Origin of the sequence: Paenibacillus sp. FSL R5-0766 (assembly GCF_037971845.1) — a bacterium.
Classification (GTDB): domain Bacteria; phylum Bacillota; class Bacilli; order Paenibacillales; family Paenibacillaceae; genus Paenibacillus.
In genome coordinates, this window is the sequence record NZ_CP150227.1 from 5,481,232 (window position 1) to 5,502,174 (window position 20,943).

Below are 20,943 nucleotides of genomic sequence, written 5' to 3' on the forward strand. Positions count from 1 at the left end.
ATTTGCTGGTTGCCAGTAACTAAGCAGCCATACGGATGAATGACTCGACCAAGAAAGGATGAACAAACCATGTGCGGTATTACCGGCTTCATACAGTGGAATCGGGATTTGACCCAGGAATCAGAGCTGCTGGTCCGTATGACGGATAGCTTGTCGAACCGGGGGCCCGACGCTTCAGGTACATGGATCTCCAATCCTTGTGCCTTTGGACATCGGCGTCTTAGTGTAATGGACCCCGAGAACGGCGCACAGCCCATGCATGCGTTACAGGGAGATACCTCCTATACCGTCGTGTATAACGGAGAACTATACAATGCACCCGAGTTGAAAAAGGAATTGCTCCAGCGGGGGCATCAGTTCCGCACGCAATGTGATACGGAAGTGTTGCTCGCCTCTTATATTGAGTGGGGACCGGCATGTGTTGACCGGTTTAACGGTATTTTTGCTTTTGCCATATGGGATGGGGGACGCGAACAGGTTTTTATCGCACGAGATCGCCTTGGCGTGAAACCTCTGTTCTACAGTAATAACAAAGACACTCTCGTATTTGGTTCAGAGCCCAAAGCTCTGCTTATTCACCCTGATGTGGAAGCCGCTGTAGGCCCGGAAGGATTGGCCGAAGTGTTTATCGTAGGGCCTGCACGGACACCAGGACACGGCGTATACTCTTCACTAAGCGAACTCAAGCCTGCGCACGCGCTGATCTATAACCGAAACGGTATCCGAACCTATGCCTACTGGAAACTGGAAAGCCAGAATCACGAACATAACCTGGAAGAGACGGCAGCAGAGGTACGCTCTCTCTTGCAAGATACACTGGAGCGCCAGTTGGCTTCGGATGTTCCAGTATGCTCTCTTTTATCAGGAGGACTGGACTCCAGCGCCTTGTCTGCATTAGCCGTTGATTATTACAAGCGAACCGGGCAAGGCCAAATCAGTACGTATTCTGTCGATTATGTGGATAACGCCAAGCATTTCCAGGCGCATTCCTTTCAGCCGGGTGCAGATGGACCCTGGATTAAGCGAATGGTGGATGAACTCAAGACCGACCATCACTGGATTGAGATTGAGAACGGAGAACTGATTCATGCACTGACACAGGCCATGTTAGTCAGGGATCTGCCAGGTATGGCAGATGTAGACTCCTCGCTCTATTTGTTCTGTAAAGAAATCAAAAAAGGGGCCACCGTTGCCATTTCAGGCGAAGCAGCGGATGAAGTGTTTGGAGGTTACCCCTGGTTCCATCGAGAAGATATGCTGAACTCCGGTACGTTTCCGTGGTCTGTAGCGCCTGATATGCGAGCAGCGTTGTTATCCCCGGATATTCGGGAATGGATTCGGCCACTCGACTATTTGTCAGACCGCTATTCGGATGCAGTGGCTGAAGTGCCTCTGTTGGATGGGGAAACGGGTAAAGCTGCACAAATGCGGGTGATGTCCTACCTGAATATTACACGTTTCATGCCTACACTTCTGGATCGCAAAGACCGCATGAGCATGGGGGCAGGACTGGAAGTGCGGGTACCTTACTGTGACCATCGTCTGATCCAGTATGTGTTTAACATCCCTTGGGAAATGAAAATAACGGGTGGACGGGAAAAAGGTATTCTGCGTAAAGCACTTGAAGGTGTCCTGCCTGACGATGTGTTATATCGTAAAAAAAGTCCGTACCCGAAAACACATAATCCGCAATATCTGGCCGCGGTCAAACAACAGGTACTTGATATCCTGGATGATCCCACCTCGCCGATTTTGCCTTTGATCGACAAAGCTCAGATCCGCAATCTTGCGTCTTCACCAGATGCAGCTTCCAATCTTCCCTGGTTCGGACAGTTAATGTCGGGGCCACAGTTATTTGCTTACCTGACTCAGATCAATACCTGGTTGCGGACATATAAAGTCGCTATTCGTTAAGATCATGTTATGCATTGATTCAGCATGATGAATTATTTAAGGGTGCCCAAACAGTAACTACTGTGTTTGGACACCCTTTTATTACTTTTTTATAAGAATCTCTGTACGTATGCGCTCGTTCTTCATCCACATTCCACTCAGTTCAATTTATTGCACTTTGAAACGACTGATGGTCTGTTGCAACTGTTCTGCCATCAAGGAGAGATCATTGGCTGCGGAAGCGATCTCCTGCATCGCAGACAACTGCTCCTCTGAAGATGCACTCACTTCTTCTGTTCCAGCGGCCCCCGTTTCGGTCACTTCCATAATTGTTTTCATAGACCTATTAATCTGTTCTACACCTGTTGACATTTGCTCAATTGAAGCAGAGACTTCCTGTGTTTGTCCCGCTACGCCCCCAACCGCCTCACGAATTTCATCAAATGTGGCTCCCGCTTGGTGAACAAGTGTAATCCCCTCTTGAACCTCTGCGAATACAACCCCCATAGATTCAGCAGCATTTCGCATTCCCTTCTCAATCGATGCCACCAATGGAACAATTTGATTAGCAGAAAGCGCAGACTGCTCAGACAGCTTCCGAACCTCTGTAGCAACAACCTGAAACCCTCTTCCCTGTTCGCCAGCTCGTGCAGCCTCAATAGCGGCATTAAGGGATAGGAGATTCGTCTGTGCTGATATTTCCGAGATGCTGTCCACCATTTTCACAATATCCTGAGAGTGTCTGCTCAGTTCCTGAATCACGACCGACAGATTCGACACCGTTCCTTGTATAGAATTCATTTGACCTATCGCAGACTGAACTGACTCGCTACCCGATATTGTTTTTACGGAGACTTTGGTAGCTTCTTCAGACATATGGAGTGTGTTCTCCGTAACTTGCTGAAAGCCTGTCGTTAACTCATTCATCGTCTGGAATCCATCACTCGCCATTCGAACCTGTGTATCCATACCTGTTGCAATCTCACCCATTGTGATGGCCACTTGCTCTGTGGCGGTTGCTGTCTGTTCGGTGCTTGCTGTCAACTCCTCTGAAGAGGCAGCTACCCGTTCTGCACTGTCTCCTACCTGATGAATGAGTTTACGCAAATTGGCAGACATGATATTAAAGGCTTGGGCGAGATCACCAATTTCATCCTTGTTACGGACCACGATAGGCTCACCAGTCAGATCTCCGTCTGCAATCCGGCTCGCGGATTGGGCAATAGCAGCAACAGGTAAGGATATCATTCTGCCAATAACATACGCCACAAGTGCCCCGATGAGAAGAGAAGTCACTCCTATAATTGCAATCCACCTAAGGACCTGCACAATCTGAAGATTAGCCTCCACAACGCCTGAGTTCATGGCATCTTGTTGATGTGTTTCCATCTCTTCTACAATGCCTTCAAATTCAGAGATCAGACTTGGGGCTGTATCCTTCAGTAATCTTGAGATTTCACTGTTATCCCCCTGTCTTGTCAATGTCATAATCTGCTGCGCAAGTTCATAATATTGGCTCATCGCTTCATCCGATCGTGAAAGGTAATCTTTCATCTTTGAACTTGAAACTGATGATTTTAATTCTTCATTTAATGCTATGTAATCTTCATAAGCTTTATTAAATGCCTGTTCGTTCTCCGCACTGTCTTCCAGAATATAATTTCTCAAAGCAATCTGCTGTGATTTAAGATCAATCGACATATTTTTAATGAGTAGTAGTTTGCTTGTTCTATCATTAATTAATTCTGTATACGTTTTCTCAACAGCTATAAACTGCGTATATGTTATAACCGTTATAGCCACCAATAATAACAGGACAGATGAGAAACCCATAAGTAATTTACGGCTAATTGAAATTTTTTTCATGTGTACTCCCCCGAAAGTTCAGATAACGTGCATGATACTTCCTACATCCACCCTCCTTTCAATTAAATTGAGACTTTAGACCCAATTAAAAATATAATTCGCGATTATATGTACAAATACTATTCATAACAGGGTCTTTTTTCCTATTCATACTAACCCAAAAAATATAAAATTTGAATCATAAACTTAAAAATATTATTTTTCAAAATTGTCAAGGCCCTTTTAATAAAGAACACAAACACTAACTCTGGTCCGGTAAAACAAAAAAAACACCTTCCAGAAGGCAAGTCCAAACCAAAGGTCTGATCCTGCCTATACTAAAAGATGCGTTTGAAGTTACGCTGATATGTGGTTTAGAAACGAATAAACCTATTCCAGCTCCCCAGTGGAATAGCTAAATATGAAATGCCGGTCAACGAATCAATAACGGATTTCGTTCAAGCAGCCCGCTGCCAAACGTTTCTCTGAACGGGGAATCCTCCATATGGATATAACCGATGTAACAGCCACATTTTTTCATGCGACAAGGCCGATCCTCAGACAAAGCCTGCAAACCATCGCGATATAGATGTCCAATGATCCGGCGATCCTTGTAACACCTCTTCACATGCCCGGACCCCTGTACATAAAATACTTCCGAACCGGCAGCACATCGTTTGCCCAAGCTTTCATAATCCTGCAGATTACCTTCAAAAAGCGGATCAAGCCCACGTAAAAACTGAATCTCTTCCGGTGTGTAATACTTGGGCCGATCTTTGAAGGCATTGACCCACATATACACATCATCCGGTAAAGCCTGTCTCATGGACTCGATTGCGGGGAAAGCACTACGGAGTCCGACAGTACCGACACTAAAAGCAAGTCCCATCTGACGCAAGGTCAGACATTGTTTTACAAAAGAAGCCTCTTTTGTCTCACGAGGATGATACGTCGCCCAAAAGGCTGCTTTGCTCGCATCCAGCTCCCTCGCCCAATCCAGCTTGACGGACAGGTTGGTTTGAATTGCAACTTTATCCACATGTGGCATATGTGACAGTTCAACCATCGCTTCCCGGTACCAACGACGCACCAAAGCTTCACCGTAGGGATTGAAGAAAATCGAAAATTGATGCTCGGCACTCTCTTGCTCCCTCACCCAATTCACAAATTGACGCAATTGTTGTTCATCCACTTCCAACGTCTCTTTGGAATCCACGGTTTTGCTAAAAGGGCAGTAGGGACAGTCGTAATTACAGGAAGACAACTTCCCCCGATAATACAAAGTCGCTCTCATGAGAAAACAAACCCTTCCATCTGTTCACGAATTTCGGCAGATATAAGCCAATCTCCAATGGCATCGGAGTAACCCAGTCCTTCTTCTGTCAGACGCAGCACCTGCTTGCCCTCATCACTCACCAACTCCGCCATGCCCTCTGTCAACAGTTCAGCCAACCAGACATAGTCGGACATCACATCGGTACCAAAGCGCTGTTGGTAATCAGACAACGTCAATCCCTCCCGATGCAGCAAGGCTTTCAGAATAAAGCGACGTCTCTGTTCCTCACGGCTTAACACGATGCCATAATCTGCTACATCGTAGCGCTCAGTTGCCACATAATCGGCAATGATGCTCTGTGTGGCCTTGTAACTCACGCCATACTTGGAAGCATAATGTACTTCACTCGTATAAGAGCGTGCGCCACATCCCAGACCAACCATGCCCTCCTCCTGACAGCTATAAGGCAGAAGCGCTTTGGAGGACGACTGTTCTTTGGCAAATCTGCGCATCGAATATTGCACATAACCTTTACTTTTTAAAGTCTCACGTGCAGCTTTATACAGTTCCATCCGAATATCAGGTCCCTGACGTCGAATGTCATCAGGCTTCACGATTGTATTTTCCCGTGTATACAAGGGATAGATAAAGATTTCGCCCGGTTCGTAGGTCAGGACTCTTTCCAATGAATATATCCACGATTCCACCGTTTGACCCGGCAAACCATAGATCAGATCCAGATTTAACAATGGGAAATCATACCGAGTAAGCTTCTCAAGCGCTCGTTCAACTTCCTGCGGTTTTTGTGGACGATAGATGGCAGATGCTTCAGCTTCAATAAAACTCTGGATGCCCATACTGACACGATCCACACTTCGTTCCTTCATGATGGCCAGCTTGGCTTCCGTAACGGTATCCGGCGACGTTTCCACCGAAATCGATGCTTGCGCAGGGTCCAGCCCCATCACATGTTCAGCAATATCAAACAGACGATTCAACTGAACCTCATTTAATAATGTCGGCGTTCCTCCACCAATCGCAAACCTCGAATACGGCCTTCTAGATGTAATAGGTGCCCACTGCTTCGCTTGACGTTCCAGCGCATCTACATAGCGTTCATGCGTATCATCACGGCGATCCGGCAGTGTGAACAGATTACAGAATCCGCAACGAGCAGCACAAAAGGGAATGTGCATATATAAAAAATACGTATCGGTATTTTCTCGTTCCCACAGTGGCCCTAACGGCAGTGGTGGGTCAAGCTCCCGATAGGCGGTCTTGTGTGGGTACGAGTATAAGTAAGAACGATAAGGGAATGCCAGTACTTCACTGAGACTTGTAGCTATATTGGATCCGGACTGTGTGGAATGGCCTGTTGTTATATGTTGTATATGTTTCTCCATCGGTTTCCTCCTGTCTCCGGTTGTTGTCCTCATAAGATCAATACATTCTATACTAAAAATTCACGATAAGGCACCGTCCAGACGACATCATGCGCAAGCCGGTGTCCTTGATACCCGTCTTCACCGTAAGCTGTACCATGATCGGAAAAAGCCAGGCAATACGCAGGCCGGGCGCGTCTCCTCATCGCCTCGAACAATGGCCCAAGAGCCTCATCTACATATCGAAGTGCAGCTCGCTGAGTCTCCACCGAGTCCTCCTTCGCTCCTTCTACAAAGTAACGATTGGGTCCATGAATGGCGGACACGTTCAAAAACATAAATATCTTTTCATCCGGCGCTGTCTGTTCAAGTAGCTTTAATGCATGCTGTACCTGATGCTCTGTCGATTTGGGGTTGGTTACCCCAAAGTTCATTCTCCAGTAGCTGTGTTGGAAATAGTCAGGCAATACTTTCGCAAGTGGGTTTTTTTTCGTAAAAAAGATGACGCCGCCAATACAGATGGTACGGTAACCTTCAGCTGCGAACCCGGATACGATATCCGGTGTATCAAACAGCCAGGTGTGCGGATGTGTCTTGAGTCCGGTATTCCGGGAATGAAATAACCTTACATGAGATGCCTTGTCTGTATTGGCAGGAGTCGGCATAAAACCACCAAAAAAAGCATGGTGTGCCGCATATGTAAAACTGCCTGGGGTATGGCGCTTCTCCCACGGACCCGAACCACACAGATTAGGACAATTCTCCTCTTCCAGCTTGGCTACGTCATAGCGTAACGTATCCAGCGTAATCATTAACAGATCATGGGAGCCCACAATGGTGTTCATATCAGGCATGTTGAATAGGCTCCTTTCGTAAAAGTTCCATTTCCCACTCGTAGGTTCCGAGGCCATGATGCTCAACTCTGTATAACAGATCTCCAAATGGATTCACATCCAGCACATAGGCACGCGGATTCGAACCACTAGTAAGCATCACATCAATCCCAGCTGACCACGAGTTGGGAAATGCAGACATGGCTGCTTGCGCTGCCAACCGTACCAGCGACATCCGCTGTTCATCCAGGCCTGCTTCAGCAGGCAGCATACGCTCATTGCGCAGATGCAGATTGGTAATCGGGGTACGGCTCAGCCGCATAATCGCGTGACCTGCCTGTCCACCTGCAACCAGTTGGCGAATATCATAGGCCCGCTGATCAAGCGTGGCTTTTGGCATCCATCGTTCAATCTGTGCACCTTCTGCACATAACCAGTTCATCAGCGTAGCAATCTCTTCACTGCGGGTATACTTGCGTAGACGTCCTTCATTGAAGAAAATCGTCTTGCCCTGTCTCTGTTCCATCCCCATCGTTGTTACAGCGATTTCATCACCCGTTCGGGGATTGACTTGATAGGCAACAACTCCTGAAGCCCCGGAGCCGTACGCAAGCTTCACAAACACACGATGCATTTCGGCAGCCTTCATTGAGGCACACAAGTCCATATAATTGCGGATTGGCTGCGAAGATTGAAGCGCCGGGGGTACATCAACTCCATGTGAAGATAGATGCTGCTGACATGTTCTCTTGTCAAACATCAATTGGATATCGGCAGGATCATTCATGAATCGGACTTCAGGCCATATTTCCCGAGACTCACGGCCGATTCGATCCAGACATGCTTTCCAGCCACGGAACCATTGAGCAGGAGCGTAGATTCTTCCCCACTCCTGTTCCAGCGCAAGTGCCTGTTCTGCGGAAAATGCTTCTGTACCCATCCCAGCCGTTAATGTTGACGAATCATTCATAGCTCCAAGGAACAGTAGTTCACGCTCCACGTCCCAATCCTCTCCAGGAGCATCAATCCGAATCAGGGGTACAGGCAGATTGAAATCTACTGTATCAGCGATGGTTCGTCCGTGTCTCCAATTCTGCAGCAATTGAGCATATGGCAGTACAACCGCAGGTTTCAAACCCAATCTATGCCTCGCCTCTTGCAGCCCTCGTGTTCGTCGGTTATCAGGGTTTCCGACCAATAAAAAGGGCTGATCTTGCGTTAGATCAGTTACATTTATTGGTTGATGCAGGCTTTCATTCATTTCCTTTACACCTGACATCGACTATTCCGTTAACGATGGATAACGCCAGTCATCCTCATCACTCTGTTGCTGGTCGCTAACATCTACAGATATACCCGATCGGTTCCAGCGACTGATCATTTCATTGGTCATGTAATGGTAACTTAGATCAAGATGTTTCAATTTCTTGATCTTGTCACTGGCAAGCAACGCCTCAGCCCCTTCATCGGACAACGTTCCTTGCGATAGATCCAGTACTTCAAGTTGATCCAGAATAGGCGCTTCAGCTGCTGCTTTGGCAATCTCATCCTGAATTTCACTGTCTTTTAGACCCAAGTAAACCAGCTTTGGAAACAATCCTTTTTCTAGCAAAGGAAGTACATCTTCAAGTGATCCATTGAAACCATAATTATCCACACCCAGATACAGTTCCAGTTTACGCAATTCAGGCAACTTGGCATGGGTGATTGAAGATAATACTTCTTTCGGGAGACCACCACAAATAATAATTAATTCTTCAAGCTTGGCATGCTGGAGTGGTTCCAGACTGAGGCCGCTACTGCCCATTACAGAGAATGATTTTAATTGTGGAAAAGCACCTAACAGTGGTGTGAGATTTGTCTGGATAATCCACGATACTTCACATTCTTCGAATCCCATATCTCCAATAAACAGTTTCTTCAATGACGGAAAGCTTGGAGCCGACTCGACGAGCGTACCCATAAACTCATCAGGCGAATTTTCATAAGCCTGTCCCCAATCTCCGATGACCAGACTTTCCAATGAGCTAGCCTCCGGTTTAGCTGCCAGTTCCTTAATTAACTTTTCCATACGAATGCCGTCCTCATAATCATCGTAAGATACAACAAGCTTCACTTCTTGCATGAGTAGATCCCTCCGTTTAAGGTTCATATGTGATTCGTTAATTTGAATGTTAACCCATACCACACAAGGCTTGCAACTTCTTCCAACTCCAGTCCCAATGAGATTCCCAATCGTGCAATGTAAACCATTTCTCATGTAGGTACAAGAACATACGTTCTGATATGTAGTCGCAGAAATAGCTATCTTCAATTAGGTATATGGATGGACCTTCACCAAACCCGATCAAACACTTCATTTCATACAAAAAGCGTTAATGGCGGATGAACCATCCCTTCGGAATGCTTCTGTCCTTCCATTAACGCTTTGATGTTCACATATCATGAAGTTAAATCAAGATGTTTCGTTTAGTCTCAGCCTTCAAGTCTGGATACAAGCGCTCTCAGCGCATGACCGCGGTGGCTAATCGCTTGCTTTTGCTCAAGCGTCAGCTCTGCCATTGTCATCTCGTATTCAGGTACATAGAAGAGTGGGTCATATCCAAAACCGCCAGCACCTGCAGCTTGAGCCGTAATCCAGCCTTCCGCAGTGCCTTCTGATTCATACTTATCACCTGTTGTCGGATCGTACAGGACCAGCGCACAAACGAAACGAGCCGGACTTAGTAGCGGCTGCTCGGTGTCCTCACCGGATTTCAACGATTCCAGCGTCTCCAGCAACTTCGCATTATTCTGTGCATCCGTTGCTCCTTCGCCTGCATATCTCGCTGAATATACCCCTGGCTCACCATCCAACAGGTCTACACATAAACCTGAATCATCTGCCAGAACGGGCAAACCAAGCGCATCACCAACCGCTTTGGCTTTCTTCCAGGCATTCTCCGCAAACGTTACGCCATCTTCTACCACATCCGGCAGCTCCGGATAGTCAAACATGCTCTTAACCTCTTTGCCAAGCGGTGCGAAAGCATGAGCGAATTCACGGACTTTACCCGCATTGCGGGTGGCAACAATGAGGATCGGGCTGTCCAAACTCATCTTAAGCTTCCCCTAATCCACGCGCGCCGATCTTGAGCGCAATCGGTCCAAGCACTTCTTTTTGACGCTCGATCATTTCCAGAATTCCCTGTTCGCCCAGTTCCAACATGGCGTTCAGCTCACGGCGATCAAATGGTGCTTCCTCACCTGTTCCCTGAAGCTCGACGTATTTACCGCCACCTGTCATCACCAGGTTCATATCCACCTTGGCTTTGGAATCTTCATCATAGTTCAGATCCAGTACAGGCTGTTCACCCACAACACCCACACTTACCGCAGCAATGAAATCCGTAATCGGGAACACTTGCAGTTTGTGTTGTTGGGAAATCTTGTTCACAGCAAGCGCCAGCGCTACAAAGGCACCGGTAATGGACGTTGTGCGTGTGCCTCCATCGGCTTGAATAACATCACAGTCCAGTGTAATTGTACGCTCACCAAGTGCCTGCAAATTGACCACTGAGCGCAGCGCCCGACCAATCAAACGCTGGATTTCCATGGTGCGTCCAGTTAATTTGCCGCGATTGGCTTCACGTTGGTTCCGGGTATGTGTTGCACGTGGCAACATGGAATATTCAGCTGTTACCCAGCCTTTACCCTGCCCTTTCATAAAGGGAGGTACACGTTCCTCTACTGTAGCTGTACAGATCACCTTTGTATCTCCAACTTCAATCAGTACAGAGCCCTCGGCGTATTTATTCGTGTTCACTGTTAAATTCAGCGGGCGCAGCTGTTCGCTGGTTCGTCCGTTTGATCTCATATTTTCTGCCTCCTACGACTTAAGCATCCTGTAATGTTGAACTTATTCACACTTTTAGAGATTGTTCAAAAAGCTCGCTTTTGATTACGAAAAATGCCTTAAGGCATCATCAGCATCGAATATGGAATTCAGCCGAAATGTCCGTTGCTCACGTAGTTTGCCTACGCTCCGCTACTCCATTTCTAGCTTCATCCCATCTTCTCGGTACTGAAAACCGATCTTTTTGAACACGTATTTTTACGAATCCCTTATATTTTACCAAAGAGTTCGGTTAAAAGCATCCTTAAGCATTCCTTCGTTCATTAAATCGGAATTTCGTTGATATATTCAGGCTTGGAAACTGGCGCACTATAATCCCTGTTGTCGTCACCCATGACCGTTTTTTGGCCGTTCCATTCGATCTGTACTTTGGCATCCTTGCTGGCTGTGTTCTCCGCAGTCGTTAATACGACAGACTGTAACAGCTCACTTGGCACGATATCCCCTTCGGCAAACATATCATCTTTCAAGGCAACCGTGACCGTGCCATCCTCTGCCGTTTTGACCGATTGCAGCTCCGTTCCGCCTGTCATGACCTCTTCCAGTTCTCCGCCTTTGTCAGGTCCTTTGATCAGCTCATTCAATGCTGCCTGCACCCGATCTTCACCTGGTGTAACCAGACGTGTCACCGGAACATAATATTGGATGCCTGCTGGTGAAGCAGCGGAGAAATAGACCGTGACCGGACTGCTGTTCGTCACAAACGTATCACCCAGATCCAGATTGATTCCCACAGCCCGATTCAGCGGTTCAGGCAGCGGCGTACTGTTTACCGGCATTTGCGTTAACTTTTTGCCATCCACCCAGATCTGCACATTCTCCACATCAGGTGTTCCCGTCAATGTCCACGTGACAGCTTCTAGCATTTTCCGTTCTTCCTTCGCATCATACTTGGAAAAATTACCCGAGAACTCAACAACCGCCAGCTTGTCATCCGCGTGAATCGTTACATTCTGCACAACCGTTCCCTGCGGGAGAACGCCCTGGAATCCTTCAGGCAGCATACCCGCATAGGCCCCGCCTGTGACAAGTGTATCCAGTGCTGTCTTTGGACTGCTTGCGTCTGTTCCAGAAGGAAGTGTCAGGGATACCGGAGCGAGCAGCCCCTGCTGGTCTTGCAGATATACCGTCGTTAACGGGAGCATTGCGAGTGCACCATTTCCTTCGGCTGCCTGAATCATGGCTGCTTCCTGAATGGGCGGTGGTGGATCAACAGCTTCGGAAGACTGTGCTCCAAACATGCCGCAGCCTGACAATACCATAGGAATACTCAGCAGCGCTGCTGCCGATACCGTACGCAAAGATTGGATCTTTCTCATGATCACGTTCCCCCTCATCATTTTTACAGTTTGTACTACCATGTATACGAGCCTTTGTCCAAAAAATAACTAAAAGATAATCGCTTCGCTGAAAACTTATAATTATCTTTAAGAAACGTAAACAGGATAATAACGTATTAGGAAGCAAGAGTAGGGACATTGCTAACTTCAGAGGAGGAATCGCCCATGGAACATCCTGAGCAAGAAAAAATCCCTTACAGCCTGAATAGCCGCAAGGTGGCGGAGGCAACAAGGGAATGGCTGCATAAGCGGGGCGTCACGATCCCTGAGATCGCAGAGCTGGTCATGTTATTGCAGCAAAAATATTATCCAGGTCTAACGATGGAAGAATGTATCGAAAATGTGGAGATGGTTCTCCGTAAACGTGAGGTACAGAACGCCGTTCTGACCGGGATTCAGCTTGATATTCTGGCAGAACAGGGGCAGCTCATATCTCCTTTGCAGGAGATGATTGAGAACGATGAAGGACTGTATGGCGTGGATGAGATTTTGGCATTCTCCATCGTCAATGTATATGGCAGTATTGGATTTACGAATTATGGTTATGTGGACAAGCTGAAACCAGGGGTGCTTGAACGACTGAATGACAAGAGCCTGGGCCCTGTCCACACGTTTTTCGATGATATTGTCGGTGCGATTGCATCAGCAGCGAGCAGTCGGATCGCCCATCGCAAACAATCCGAGCTTGAAGAAGCACTGGGAGAAAAACCTGTTAGTGATGACGCCGTATAATGCGTAACTCGTTTCATACCTGAAGCTATGTGGAACATTGGACATGTGTATGGATGCTTCGTGAAAGAATTGTTTGAGGAAATTAACTGTTCATGGAAAAAGCGGCCTCATGGCCGCTTCTTTTGCATGTGTAACGATACATATTGGATAATCCACATGTTATTATTTCAGATGTTTAGGTCGTACCGTTCCCACCAAACCAAAACCTTCAACCCAATTCTGCTCGGAAGGTGAACCAGATGCTGCCCGTTTCGGTCCAATCGTGATTTCCGGGCCTCTACGCTCTCTCAACATGCCACGCAGCACGGTGATACCGAGTATGCTGAGTCCGGTAAATACATATATCATCCGCATAATGATGTTGCCAGAATCCGTTCCGGTCACCATGCCGTGAACCAGCAGACCAATGAACACCGGATAGGACAACATGTGGAACATGAACCACCATTTACGGCCCAGCTTGTTCCGCAGATCACTGGATAACAGGACAATCACTAATCCGTAGAAGGCTAACGTTCCCAGACCACTGCCGATCGGATGTACGGAGGCGGTAAAAGGAATCAGAAGTTCTCCCCAGGTAAATGGGCTGTAATGATCAATATATAACGTTAATGCGTGCACGAGTCCAAGTCCGAAGGCGAGCCAGGTCGTACGGGTATGCCATTTGAACATGGCTGCTTTTGGTTTGCCTTTGGCCATAGGCATCCCTTGCGCAATACCCAGAAACACACCGGCAAAGAGCAACACATAAGCAGCAATTCCACTAATTCGAATGATATTCCACGTTGGCAGGTAATCTACAATCCATTGTGCCATAACCGGCTCCCCCATATCTGTTAGACTTGTCCTCGTTTATAATAGACTGAAGCGATGATCCGGATCAAAACCGGGCCAGTGCTCAGCAAGCTTATCCGTATTCCCTCTAAAATAATTACTCCCATCCCGTGTCATCCACAGGACGTCATACCGATCGTAATGTCGGTTTAACCAGCCCACGGCTTCGGCACTTCCCAGAATGCATAGCGTCTTGGCAATGATCTCGCATTGCGAAGCATGCTGTCCCATAACGGTACACTGCAATACATCCGTATCTGCAGGCTCCATCGTCCGGGGGTCAATGAGGTGATGTGCAAAGCTTCCATCCGTATTCTGCCATTGTCTGCGGGAAATACCCGAAGTGGCAACAGCTCCTCGCTGTAAACGGATCGCTCCCGACATAGCACCCTGATTCTGCAAAGGATCTGCTACTTGCAAGGTCCATTGGGAATGGTCTGGTGAACCCCATACTTGAATATCTCCACCCGCGTTAATCAAACCCGCTGGAATATGCAATGTTCGCTGCAACCAGTCTGCGATACGCTCTACTGCCCAGCCCTTAACAATGCCTCCCAAGTCCAACTCAGCTCCGGGGTCCAGATGAACCATCCGGCTACCTTCCCGCTGGATCCAGCTCGGACGGCTGTGGTCATATCGATCTTCCATCCCGCCTGATGATTCAGGTGTTCTCGTTCGCAATATGCGTTCAAGCAATGGACGTTGCGATTGTCGTTGCTGCACCTTCTCAAAGCTTAGATCGTATCCCGAAGCCTGAAGAGCCTGCGAGATACCCGGTTGAAAAATCCCTTCGGTCAGTCCAATATATCCATAGGCCAGACTCAAAACCTCATCCATCGCTGCCGAGATCGGCATCCATCCCGTCGAACCATTCAGACGATTCAGTTCACTGTCTGCCATAAATCGGCTGAAGCGCTGCTCCTGCGTCTCAAACCAATTCTTCACCACGGTTGCTGCATGTTCAGCTTCTTCCCGCCCAGCGGACAGTTGCACTTCAACATCCGTGTTCATCGCACGGAATTGAAATCGGAGCGGACGAGCAACTTGCTCCGTGCGGCTCATGATGCACCTGTACGTGATTGATAGTTGCCACTGCTGTATCCGGAGTCTGTACCCTGGTTATTTTGCCCGATACGCTCAGAATCTGAATAATTCCCCTCGTTACTCGTGCTCTGATCTGGCCGAACTGCTTGTGTGCTATCGGATGTTCCGTTATATTGACTATCATTATTGTCATTGTCCTGCGTGTTCCAGTTGTTGCTGTCCGTTGTACTGTTGATCCATTCATCCATCACATCATCATGCGTATCCACTTGGCTTGAAGCAGTAACGCTTGTATCTGTGCCATTCGCTGCTGCATAGGCCACATCAAAGGCATCCGAAGTTCTTACATATTGAAAAAGTGCAGCCACAGTCAACGTTGCTGCCGCTGAAGCTTGCCATTTTCTCCATTGATTCCGTTTTCTTCTGGTCATCGCTCTTCCCTGCTTTCTTTAGGGTGTGTCTCAAGACACGCCCTAGCGAAGTTCATAGATGTATCATAGGCGCGCTGGCTTAAAAATAGATGAATGAACCGTTAAGAGAGGCTAAAAAGGCCCAGAACAGGTGAATTTCCTGTCCCGAGCCTCTATATAAGATCGTATTATCATTTTCATATCGATGTCATCATTCCGTTTAGATTTGAAAATAGAACGTGCCATCCGGTTGTTGCTCTTGCTTCACTAGTTCGCGTCGAATTAACTCCTGCAAATGGGCCAACGTCTCACTCATGGCAAACCGCAGTTGGTGGGTACCCAGCCGGTTGCCAAACATGTGCACACAGATGTCATACGCATTCGCCGGTGACTCCTGAATTCGCTCCGTCATCTTCTGAAGACGTTCCTCGTGATGAGCCAGCAATTGAACTGTCCGTTCGTTGAACTGGGCAAAAGGATTCCGATGCCCCGGATACGCCTGCTTGACATTCAGCTCCCCAAGACGTTGCAATCCTTCCATATAAGACAATAATGGCTGAGGGTCACTGCCGGGTTGCAGACTGATATTCGGTGAAATCTGTGGCAAAACTGCATCTCCGCACAGAATCTCCATGGACTCCGGCGCATAAAAGGATAAATGGCCTGGGGCATGTCCACCCGTCTCCACAGCAACCCAACGTCTCCCGCCCATATCAAGCCACTCGCCATCTTCAATGGGTGTCACCTTCGGAAGTGGTGTGATCTGCGAAGTAAATGCCTTCATATGTTCATGTATCTGCTCAGTCTTGTCTTCCGGCATTCCGTGGCTTCCATAATAATCAGGTAATAATGTATTAATACGTGAATCAGGTCCCCACATATAGTCGGCCTCTTGGCGGGAGCGTGTGGACATTCGAACGGGTGCCCCCGTCATCTGTTGCATCCAACCCGACAACCCAAGATGATCGGGGTGATGGTGGGTGAGTACAATTTGACGAATATCGCTAAAGGTCAGGCCGAGATCTGCCAGCGCTTCACTCCACTCCTGTTCTGTTTCCGAATTACGCGGTCCCGGATCTATAATAGTTATCTTCCCATCCGATTCTGATAAGACATAACTGTTCACCCATCGTAAGGGAAACGACATGCTGATCTTGACCCGATGTATGCCCTCTGTCATGGGCATCTCTTCTGTGCGCTTCATGTTATCCCCCTTCCAGACTATCTCTGTTCACTCCACAGGACGACGACCAACAAAAATCATGCGTGGAGAAGTCTGCTCGTCATATTTCTCTTCGTCATAGCCGCCATGTACCTGATCTACCCGGAGTCCGGCGGCACTTAACATCTGACTCAGTTGATCCTTTGTATACAACTTCACACGCTCCTGATATACCCGCGGTTCATGTCCGGATGTGGTATCCGTAATGCGAATTTCCTTTTGCACAAATCCATCCTCAATCTTGCGGAACTCCTCAATCCGCTGCCCTTCATCCTCTCGGACGGAGTGCGGTACCAGATGACGAGTCACATAAGCCGTATTCATAAAATCAATTATAAAGCTACCACCCGGGCGAAGCATCCGATGAATGGCACGTAATACTTTCAATTGTTCTCCGTCCTCCAGGAAATAACCAAACGATGTGAACAGATTGACTACGGCATCAAAGCCACCTTTCAGGGGGAGTTCACGCATGTCTGCATGACACCACGTTACTCGGTGTTCGTCATCCATTAGTCGGGCTTCGCGCAAAAGCACATCAGACAGATCGACCCCGGTCACTCTTAATCCCGCATCAGCAAGTGCCAATGAGTGCCTTCCCATACCGCAGCATAGATCCAATACTTCAGAGTTAGGCTCAAGCTTCAACCATTTGATCATTTTATGTACTTCCTGATAGGCACCCTGCACATCCCGGTGCTTGTATACGAGCAGATAATCTTCTCCAAAACTCTTTTCATACCATTCCGTCATCCATTCTCGCCCTCCACTTGGTCACTGGCTCTCTATCTATAGTACGCTTTGTACAGGCCTGATCATTTCCCCTAGCTTTAATGTATTGTAACGTCTTTATTCTGCAAACTCAAAAAATTCCAGTAAGTTTCCAACATTGAAGAGCCAAAATGCACACGATATAATGTTAGACATACCCCTGCGAATCGGTTAATTATAAGAGGTTGTTCAAAAAGCAACAGGAGGTGTTCTTATGATTCGCATCGGACTTACCGGATGGGGGGATCAGGAAGATCTCTACCCAAACCGTACCAAAGCCAAAGACAAGCTCAGTCTATACGGACAGTACTTCTCCACCGTGGAGGTGGATAGTTCTTTCTACGCCGTTCAGCCGCGGGATCGAATGGCACGGTGGGTTGCAGAGACGCCCGAATCCTTTGCTTTTATCATCAAAGCCTATCAGGGAATGACCGGACATCTGCGAGGCAAACCATACTTCACCAGCACGTCGGAGATGTATAAGGCTTTTCGGGAATCACTGGAGCCTGTCATTGAAGCTGGCAAGATGCAGGCAGCCTTGTTTCAATATCCACCTTGGTTTGAGTGCACTAAGGACAACGTGAAAGAGCTTCGTGAAGTGAAACTTCGAATGGAGGGCATTCCGTGTGCCCTGGAATTCCGTCATCGTAGCTGGTATGAAGGTGACATGCGCGAGCGGACGCTTTCGTTCCTGAAAGAGCAAGGCTGGATTCACAGTGTCTGTGACGAACCTCAGGCGGGTACAGGTTCCATTCCCATCGTTCCACAGGCGACGGATTCGGAGATGACGCTGGTGCGCATGCACGGACGCAATGTGTCCGGGTGGCATCAGAATGGTGCGCCCAATTGGCGCGAGACCCGTTACCTGTACCGTTACAACAAGGAAGAGCTGTTGGAGTGGAAAGGATATCTGGAGCAATTGCAGGAGCAGAGCAAGGATGTCTATGTTATTTTCAACAACAACTCAGGTGGCGATGCAGCGGCGAATGCCCAGATGATGATGGACCTGCTGGATCAGCCGGTGAAGCCTTTCCCTGACCGTTCTGAACCGGAGAAGGAAGAAGGACCGGAGCAGCTGGAGCTATTTTAATACGTGCTAAAAACGGAGTTATTCATATTATTGGGTGAAGGTAAGTGTATTTATCATTGCTATTATGCAGATCGGATTCGAAATTGGAAACAAACTAAAAGCGGCAAGCCCGAGGGCTTTGCCGCTTTCTTTAGCTGGTAATCTACCTATAGAAGGCTATCCACATACAGCCGTTTCGTTGTGTCAAACATCAGCGCTGCGCGGCTGTAACCGAAGAATCGATATGCGCCTCACGGAGCTTCTGGTTCATTTTATACAATTCAATGCCTGCCAAGAGCACAATGCCGATCCCATGGGTATCGTTCAGATTCCAGCCCAGATCATCGCGATAATACAAGGCGGTAAACGAGTACCCGGAACCCCGGCATACCCCGTATATATTGCCTTTATAGTCAATCGACAAACGTGTCATGCCGTGCCATCCTTGGCGTACTGCCTCCAAATAAGGCTCTGGCTGTTCCAGCCAGCCTTCCCGAATACCACGGGCATAAGCGTAGATGAACATGGACGTGCAAGAGGTTTCTTCATATGAATCCGGGCGGTTCAGCACCTGATGCCATAGTCCATTTTCCCCTTGCAGCGCCAAATAACCTTCACTTAAATCACGATAGAACTGTAGTAGTTCCGACCGTTTCACATGATCATGTGGCAGGATGGATAACAATTCGGTTAATGAAAATAGCACCCAGCCGTTCCCTCGTCCCCATGGAATACCTGTCGCCCGACCACGCACAAAATCATACACATGGGACATGATCTGTTGTTCGGGAAGGTAGAGGTATTTACGGAACATCAGAAACTGATTGATCGCATCATCCCAATACGTCGCATCGCCTGTCAATTGACCATAACGCATCAGAAAAGGTGTACTCATGTACAAGTCATCACACCACATCGTTTCCTGACGCATCTCTCCACTGCCGCGAACCCGGTAAAAGGCGCCATCCTCCAGACGTTCCTGCTCATCCGTAATATAACCTGCAATCCGATCCGCAGTATCTCTTCCCCCACGAATATCGCCAAATTCCATCGCAGCAAGCAGTGTAGATCCAAACGAACCGCAATCATCCAGACTGTCGATGGCAGACAGTTGATTATTAATTCCTGCCGCACCGTACCCTTCCCGATCCCACAGACCATAGCGGTCAAATGAAGTGCTCAGTTCAATATGTTGCCGCACGTACTGAATGTAATCATCCCGCCCCAATTCCTGTCCCGTTTGGAGAAGTCCAAGCAGGGTGACGCCGAGCGGATAATTCCACTTTCCGTAATGTGTATTTTCCAGGTAAGGACGGACATGGGTGTCGGGAAGATCTACCCGCCAATACACACCTTGTGCGCCATCATCAAATACGGTATCGGTTCGCACGATGTCGGCGTGGGATGGTTCATCACCGGAAGCAAACACACCCGTGTACAGCCAGGGGTCAGAACATCCCGCAACCGGATGAGGCGATTTCAGTCTCCAGCCTTTGGAACCCGAACGCTCGGCATCTTCCAACGTGAATCCCCAGGAGACACCAAGTGTTTGAATTTCACCTTTTGCGACCAAATCCGAGGAACCGTAACGGCGTGGGAGTTCAACGTGGAAATTACCGCTGCTTCCAGCAGAGTATACTTCCGTGCCATCCACATACAGGGTCAAAGCTCCATCATGACGACCTTTTAAAATAATTGGCGTTGATCCTGGCAAGGTTACATCCAGTTTGGACCATGCGTAGGCCACAGCGGGCTTTTCTTTTCCAAAGATGCGGGCAAAAGAACCCATGCTCTGCTCCTCATCTGTCCAGCCCCTGCGCGGATACCAGGAAAGGCCCGTTTCTTCTTCCGTCATGCCGTCACGAGGAAGAGATAATACAGGTTCATCGACGGGTTCCGAATATAACCAGCCTTCCTGACCCTGACGATCTGCCCCAGGAGTGAGGAAGTGCAGCGGGAAATTTTTGAACGAGGCTGTTCCGTATATACCGCCGAATCCCACTTCTGTTTTGACAAAACACAGCAATACATCATTCCAGCCATAGTTCACGGAAATTGGAATCTGGGTTCTTCGCTCGGGAAATAACTCCTGTATCAACTCAGACTTGAATACCTCTTCACCGTTCACATAGATTGTCACCGGACTATAACAGTTCAGGCCCGTATTTAACGTTGTATTCTGCTCGCTCCATAACTTGCCCCATACATACACGTATTGCCCTGCATGCGCCTCTACGCATTTCTCATTCAGACTCAGGTCGTAGCGATAGTCCCCAAGTCTACGAAAACCACCCTGATGATAAGCTCTGAACAAAAAGGAATGTTTCGGATGATCGCCAATATAACGCTGAGCCAGCGTAGTCAATATATCCGGAATTGAATCGTACACCTTGCCTG

Annotated in this window: 19 protein-coding genes; 3 read left to right on the forward strand and 16 right to left on the reverse strand. The window is 48.0% G+C overall.

The window, feature by feature from the left end:
• Positions 1-69 precede the first annotated feature (69 nt).
• Positions 70-1,914: an asparagine synthase (glutamine-hydrolyzing) gene (asnB, locus tag MKY66_RS23765; RefSeq protein WP_076211281.1), complete on the forward strand. Its 1,845-nt coding sequence runs from the start codon at positions 70-72 to the stop codon at positions 1,912-1,914.
• 147 nt (positions 1,915-2,061) lie between these two features.
• Here asnB and MKY66_RS23770 read toward each other — a convergent pair whose 3' ends face one another.
• The 10 genes from MKY66_RS23770 to MKY66_RS23815 all read right to left on the reverse strand — a co-directional run bounded on the left by MKY66_RS23770 (position 2,062) and on the right by MKY66_RS23815 (position 12,443).
• Positions 2,062-3,759: a methyl-accepting chemotaxis protein gene (locus MKY66_RS23770; RefSeq protein ID WP_076211279.1), complete on the reverse strand. Its 1,698-nt coding sequence runs from the start codon at positions 3,757-3,759 to the stop codon at positions 2,062-2,064.
• A gap of 412 nt (positions 3,760-4,171) precedes the next feature.
• Positions 4,172-5,032, reverse strand: coding sequence for an STM4011 family radical SAM protein (locus tag MKY66_RS23775; protein ID WP_076211277.1), 861 nt, complete (start codon positions 5,030-5,032; stop codon positions 4,172-4,174).
• Positions 5,029-6,417, reverse strand: coding sequence for an STM4012 family radical SAM protein (locus MKY66_RS23780; RefSeq protein WP_076211275.1), 1,389 nt, complete (start codon positions 6,415-6,417; stop codon positions 5,029-5,031). The genes MKY66_RS23775 and MKY66_RS23780 overlap by 4 nt, the downstream gene beginning before the upstream one ends.
• Positions 6,418-6,464: 47 nt before the next feature.
• Positions 6,465-7,250, reverse strand: coding sequence for an STM4013/SEN3800 family hydrolase (locus MKY66_RS23785; protein ID WP_076211273.1), 786 nt, complete (start codon positions 7,248-7,250; stop codon positions 6,465-6,467).
• The gene (locus MKY66_RS23790; protein ID WP_076211271.1) at positions 7,243-8,490 is read right to left on the reverse strand and encodes an STM4014 family protein; all 1,248 of its coding nucleotides are present in this window, start codon (positions 8,488-8,490) and stop codon (positions 7,243-7,245) included. Before MKY66_RS23790 ends, MKY66_RS23785 begins: the two co-directional genes overlap by 8 nt.
• A gap of 21 nt (positions 8,491-8,511) precedes the next feature.
• Positions 8,512-9,354 (reverse strand): STM4015 family protein, encoded by an 843-nt coding sequence (locus MKY66_RS23795; RefSeq protein WP_076211268.1) that lies wholly within the window; start codon positions 9,352-9,354, stop codon positions 8,512-8,514.
• Between the two features lie 49 nt (positions 9,355-9,403).
• The gene (locus tag MKY66_RS23800) at positions 9,404-9,589 is read right to left on the reverse strand and encodes a hypothetical protein (protein ID WP_339806148.1); all 186 of its coding nucleotides are present in this window, start codon (positions 9,587-9,589) and stop codon (positions 9,404-9,406) included.
• Positions 9,590-9,704: 115 nt separating this feature from the next.
• On the reverse strand, positions 9,705-10,328 hold the full coding sequence (locus tag MKY66_RS23805; RefSeq protein WP_017692573.1) for an XTP/dITP diphosphatase: 624 nt from the start codon (positions 10,326-10,328) through the stop codon (positions 9,705-9,707).
• A gap of 1 nt (position 10,329) precedes the next feature.
• Positions 10,330-11,085 carry a ribonuclease PH gene (rph, locus tag MKY66_RS23810; RefSeq protein WP_017692572.1) on the reverse strand — a complete coding sequence of 252 codons (756 nt, stop codon included), beginning with the start codon at positions 11,083-11,085 and terminating at the stop codon, positions 10,330-10,332.
• A gap of 302 nt (positions 11,086-11,387) precedes the next feature.
• On the reverse strand, positions 11,388-12,443 hold the full coding sequence (locus MKY66_RS23815) for a GerMN domain-containing protein (protein WP_076211267.1): 1,056 nt from the start codon (positions 12,441-12,443) through the stop codon (positions 11,388-11,390).
• 186 nt (positions 12,444-12,629) lie between these two features.
• Here MKY66_RS23815 and MKY66_RS23820 point away from each other — a divergent pair, with 186 nt between their 5' ends.
• A complete protein-coding gene (locus MKY66_RS23820; RefSeq protein WP_017692570.1) occupies positions 12,630-13,196 on the forward strand; it encodes a phosphatidylglycerophosphatase A in 567 nt (188 codons plus the stop codon).
• Between the two features lie 162 nt (positions 13,197-13,358).
• Here the strand turns inward: MKY66_RS23820 and MKY66_RS23825 are convergent, their stop codons facing one another.
• The 5 genes from MKY66_RS23825 to MKY66_RS23845 all read right to left on the reverse strand — a co-directional run bounded on the left by MKY66_RS23825 (position 13,359) and on the right by MKY66_RS23845 (position 17,459).
• A complete protein-coding gene (locus MKY66_RS23825) occupies positions 13,359-14,012 on the reverse strand; it encodes a ferric reductase-like transmembrane domain-containing protein (RefSeq protein WP_076211266.1) in 654 nt (217 codons plus the stop codon).
• Positions 14,013-14,048: 36 nt separating this feature from the next.
• Complete coding sequence (locus tag MKY66_RS23830) at positions 14,049-15,092, reverse strand: FAD:protein FMN transferase (protein WP_076211264.1); 1,044 nt, start codon at positions 15,090-15,092, stop codon at positions 14,049-14,051.
• Positions 15,089-15,505: a hypothetical protein gene (locus tag MKY66_RS23835; protein ID WP_076211262.1), complete on the reverse strand. Its 417-nt coding sequence runs from the start codon at positions 15,503-15,505 to the stop codon at positions 15,089-15,091. Before MKY66_RS23835 ends, MKY66_RS23830 begins: the two co-directional genes overlap by 4 nt.
• Positions 15,506-15,704: 199 nt before the next feature.
• Complete coding sequence (locus tag MKY66_RS23840) at positions 15,705-16,688, reverse strand: MBL fold metallo-hydrolase (RefSeq protein ID WP_076211260.1); 984 nt, start codon at positions 16,686-16,688, stop codon at positions 15,705-15,707.
• A 27-nt stretch (positions 16,689-16,715) separates the two neighbouring features.
• Complete coding sequence (locus MKY66_RS23845; RefSeq protein ID WP_076211258.1) at positions 16,716-17,459, reverse strand: class I SAM-dependent methyltransferase; 744 nt, start codon at positions 17,457-17,459, stop codon at positions 16,716-16,718.
• 232 nt (positions 17,460-17,691) lie between these two features.
• Here MKY66_RS23845 and MKY66_RS23850 point away from each other — a divergent pair, with 232 nt between their 5' ends.
• Positions 17,692-18,567 (forward strand): DUF72 domain-containing protein, encoded by an 876-nt coding sequence (locus tag MKY66_RS23850; protein ID WP_076211256.1) that lies wholly within the window; start codon positions 17,692-17,694, stop codon positions 18,565-18,567.
• A gap of 190 nt (positions 18,568-18,757) precedes the next feature.
• Here the strand turns inward: MKY66_RS23850 and MKY66_RS23855 are convergent, their stop codons facing one another.
• The gene (locus MKY66_RS23855) at positions 18,758-20,935 is read right to left on the reverse strand and encodes a glycoside hydrolase family 88 protein (RefSeq protein WP_256704233.1); all 2,178 of its coding nucleotides are present in this window, start codon (positions 20,933-20,935) and stop codon (positions 18,758-18,760) included.
• Positions 20,936-20,943: the final 8 nt, after the last annotated feature.

Bases quoted from the DNA above. Each gene is read 5' to 3' on its own strand.
- MKY66_RS23780 (WP_076211275.1), bottom strand. From the start codon at position 6,417: ATGGAGAAACATATACAACATATAACAACAGGCCATTCCACACAGTCC.
- MKY66_RS23845 (WP_076211258.1), bottom strand. From the start codon at position 17,459: ATGACGGAATGGTATGAAAAGAGTTTTGGAGAAGATTATCTGCTCGTA.
- MKY66_RS23775 (WP_076211277.1), bottom strand. From the start codon at position 5,032: ATGAGAGCGACTTTGTATTATCGGGGGAAGTTGTCTTCCTGTAATTAC.
- MKY66_RS23825 (WP_076211266.1), bottom strand. From the start codon at position 14,012: ATGGCACAATGGATTGTAGATTACCTGCCAACGTGGAATATCATTCGA.
- MKY66_RS23795 (WP_076211268.1), bottom strand. From the start codon at position 9,354: ATGCAAGAAGTGAAGCTTGTTGTATCTTACGATGATTATGAGGACGGC.
- MKY66_RS23840 (WP_076211260.1), bottom strand. From the start codon at position 16,688: ATGAAGCGCACAGAAGAGATGCCCATGACAGAGGGCATACATCGGGTC.
- MKY66_RS23850 (WP_076211256.1), top strand. From the start codon at position 17,692: ATGATTCGCATCGGACTTACCGGATGGGGGGATCAGGAAGATCTCTAC.
- MKY66_RS23785 (WP_076211273.1), bottom strand. From the start codon at position 7,250: ATGCCTGATATGAACACCATTGTGGGCTCCCATGATCTGTTAATGATT.
- MKY66_RS23830 (WP_076211264.1), bottom strand. From the start codon at position 15,092: ATGAGCCGCACGGAGCAAGTTGCTCGTCCGCTCCGATTTCAATTCCGT.
- asnB (WP_076211281.1), top strand. From the start codon at position 70: ATGTGCGGTATTACCGGCTTCATACAGTGGAATCGGGATTTGACCCAG.
- MKY66_RS23820 (WP_017692570.1), top strand. From the start codon at position 12,630: ATGGAACATCCTGAGCAAGAAAAAATCCCTTACAGCCTGAATAGCCGC.
- rph (WP_017692572.1), bottom strand. From the start codon at position 11,085: ATGAGATCAAACGGACGAACCAGCGAACAGCTGCGCCCGCTGAATTTA.
- MKY66_RS23800 (WP_339806148.1), bottom strand. From the start codon at position 9,589: ATGAAGTGTTTGATCGGGTTTGGTGAAGGTCCATCCATATACCTAATT.
- MKY66_RS23770 (WP_076211279.1), bottom strand. From the start codon at position 3,759: ATGAAAAAAATTTCAATTAGCCGTAAATTACTTATGGGTTTCTCATCT.
- MKY66_RS23790 (WP_076211271.1), bottom strand. From the start codon at position 8,490: ATGAATGAAAGCCTGCATCAACCAATAAATGTAACTGATCTAACGCAA.
- MKY66_RS23815 (WP_076211267.1), bottom strand. From the start codon at position 12,443: ATGAGAAAGATCCAATCTTTGCGTACGGTATCGGCAGCAGCGCTGCTG.
- MKY66_RS23835 (WP_076211262.1), bottom strand. From the start codon at position 15,505: ATGACCAGAAGAAAACGGAATCAATGGAGAAAATGGCAAGCTTCAGCG.
- MKY66_RS23805 (WP_017692573.1), bottom strand. From the start codon at position 10,328: ATGAGTTTGGACAGCCCGATCCTCATTGTTGCCACCCGCAATGCGGGT.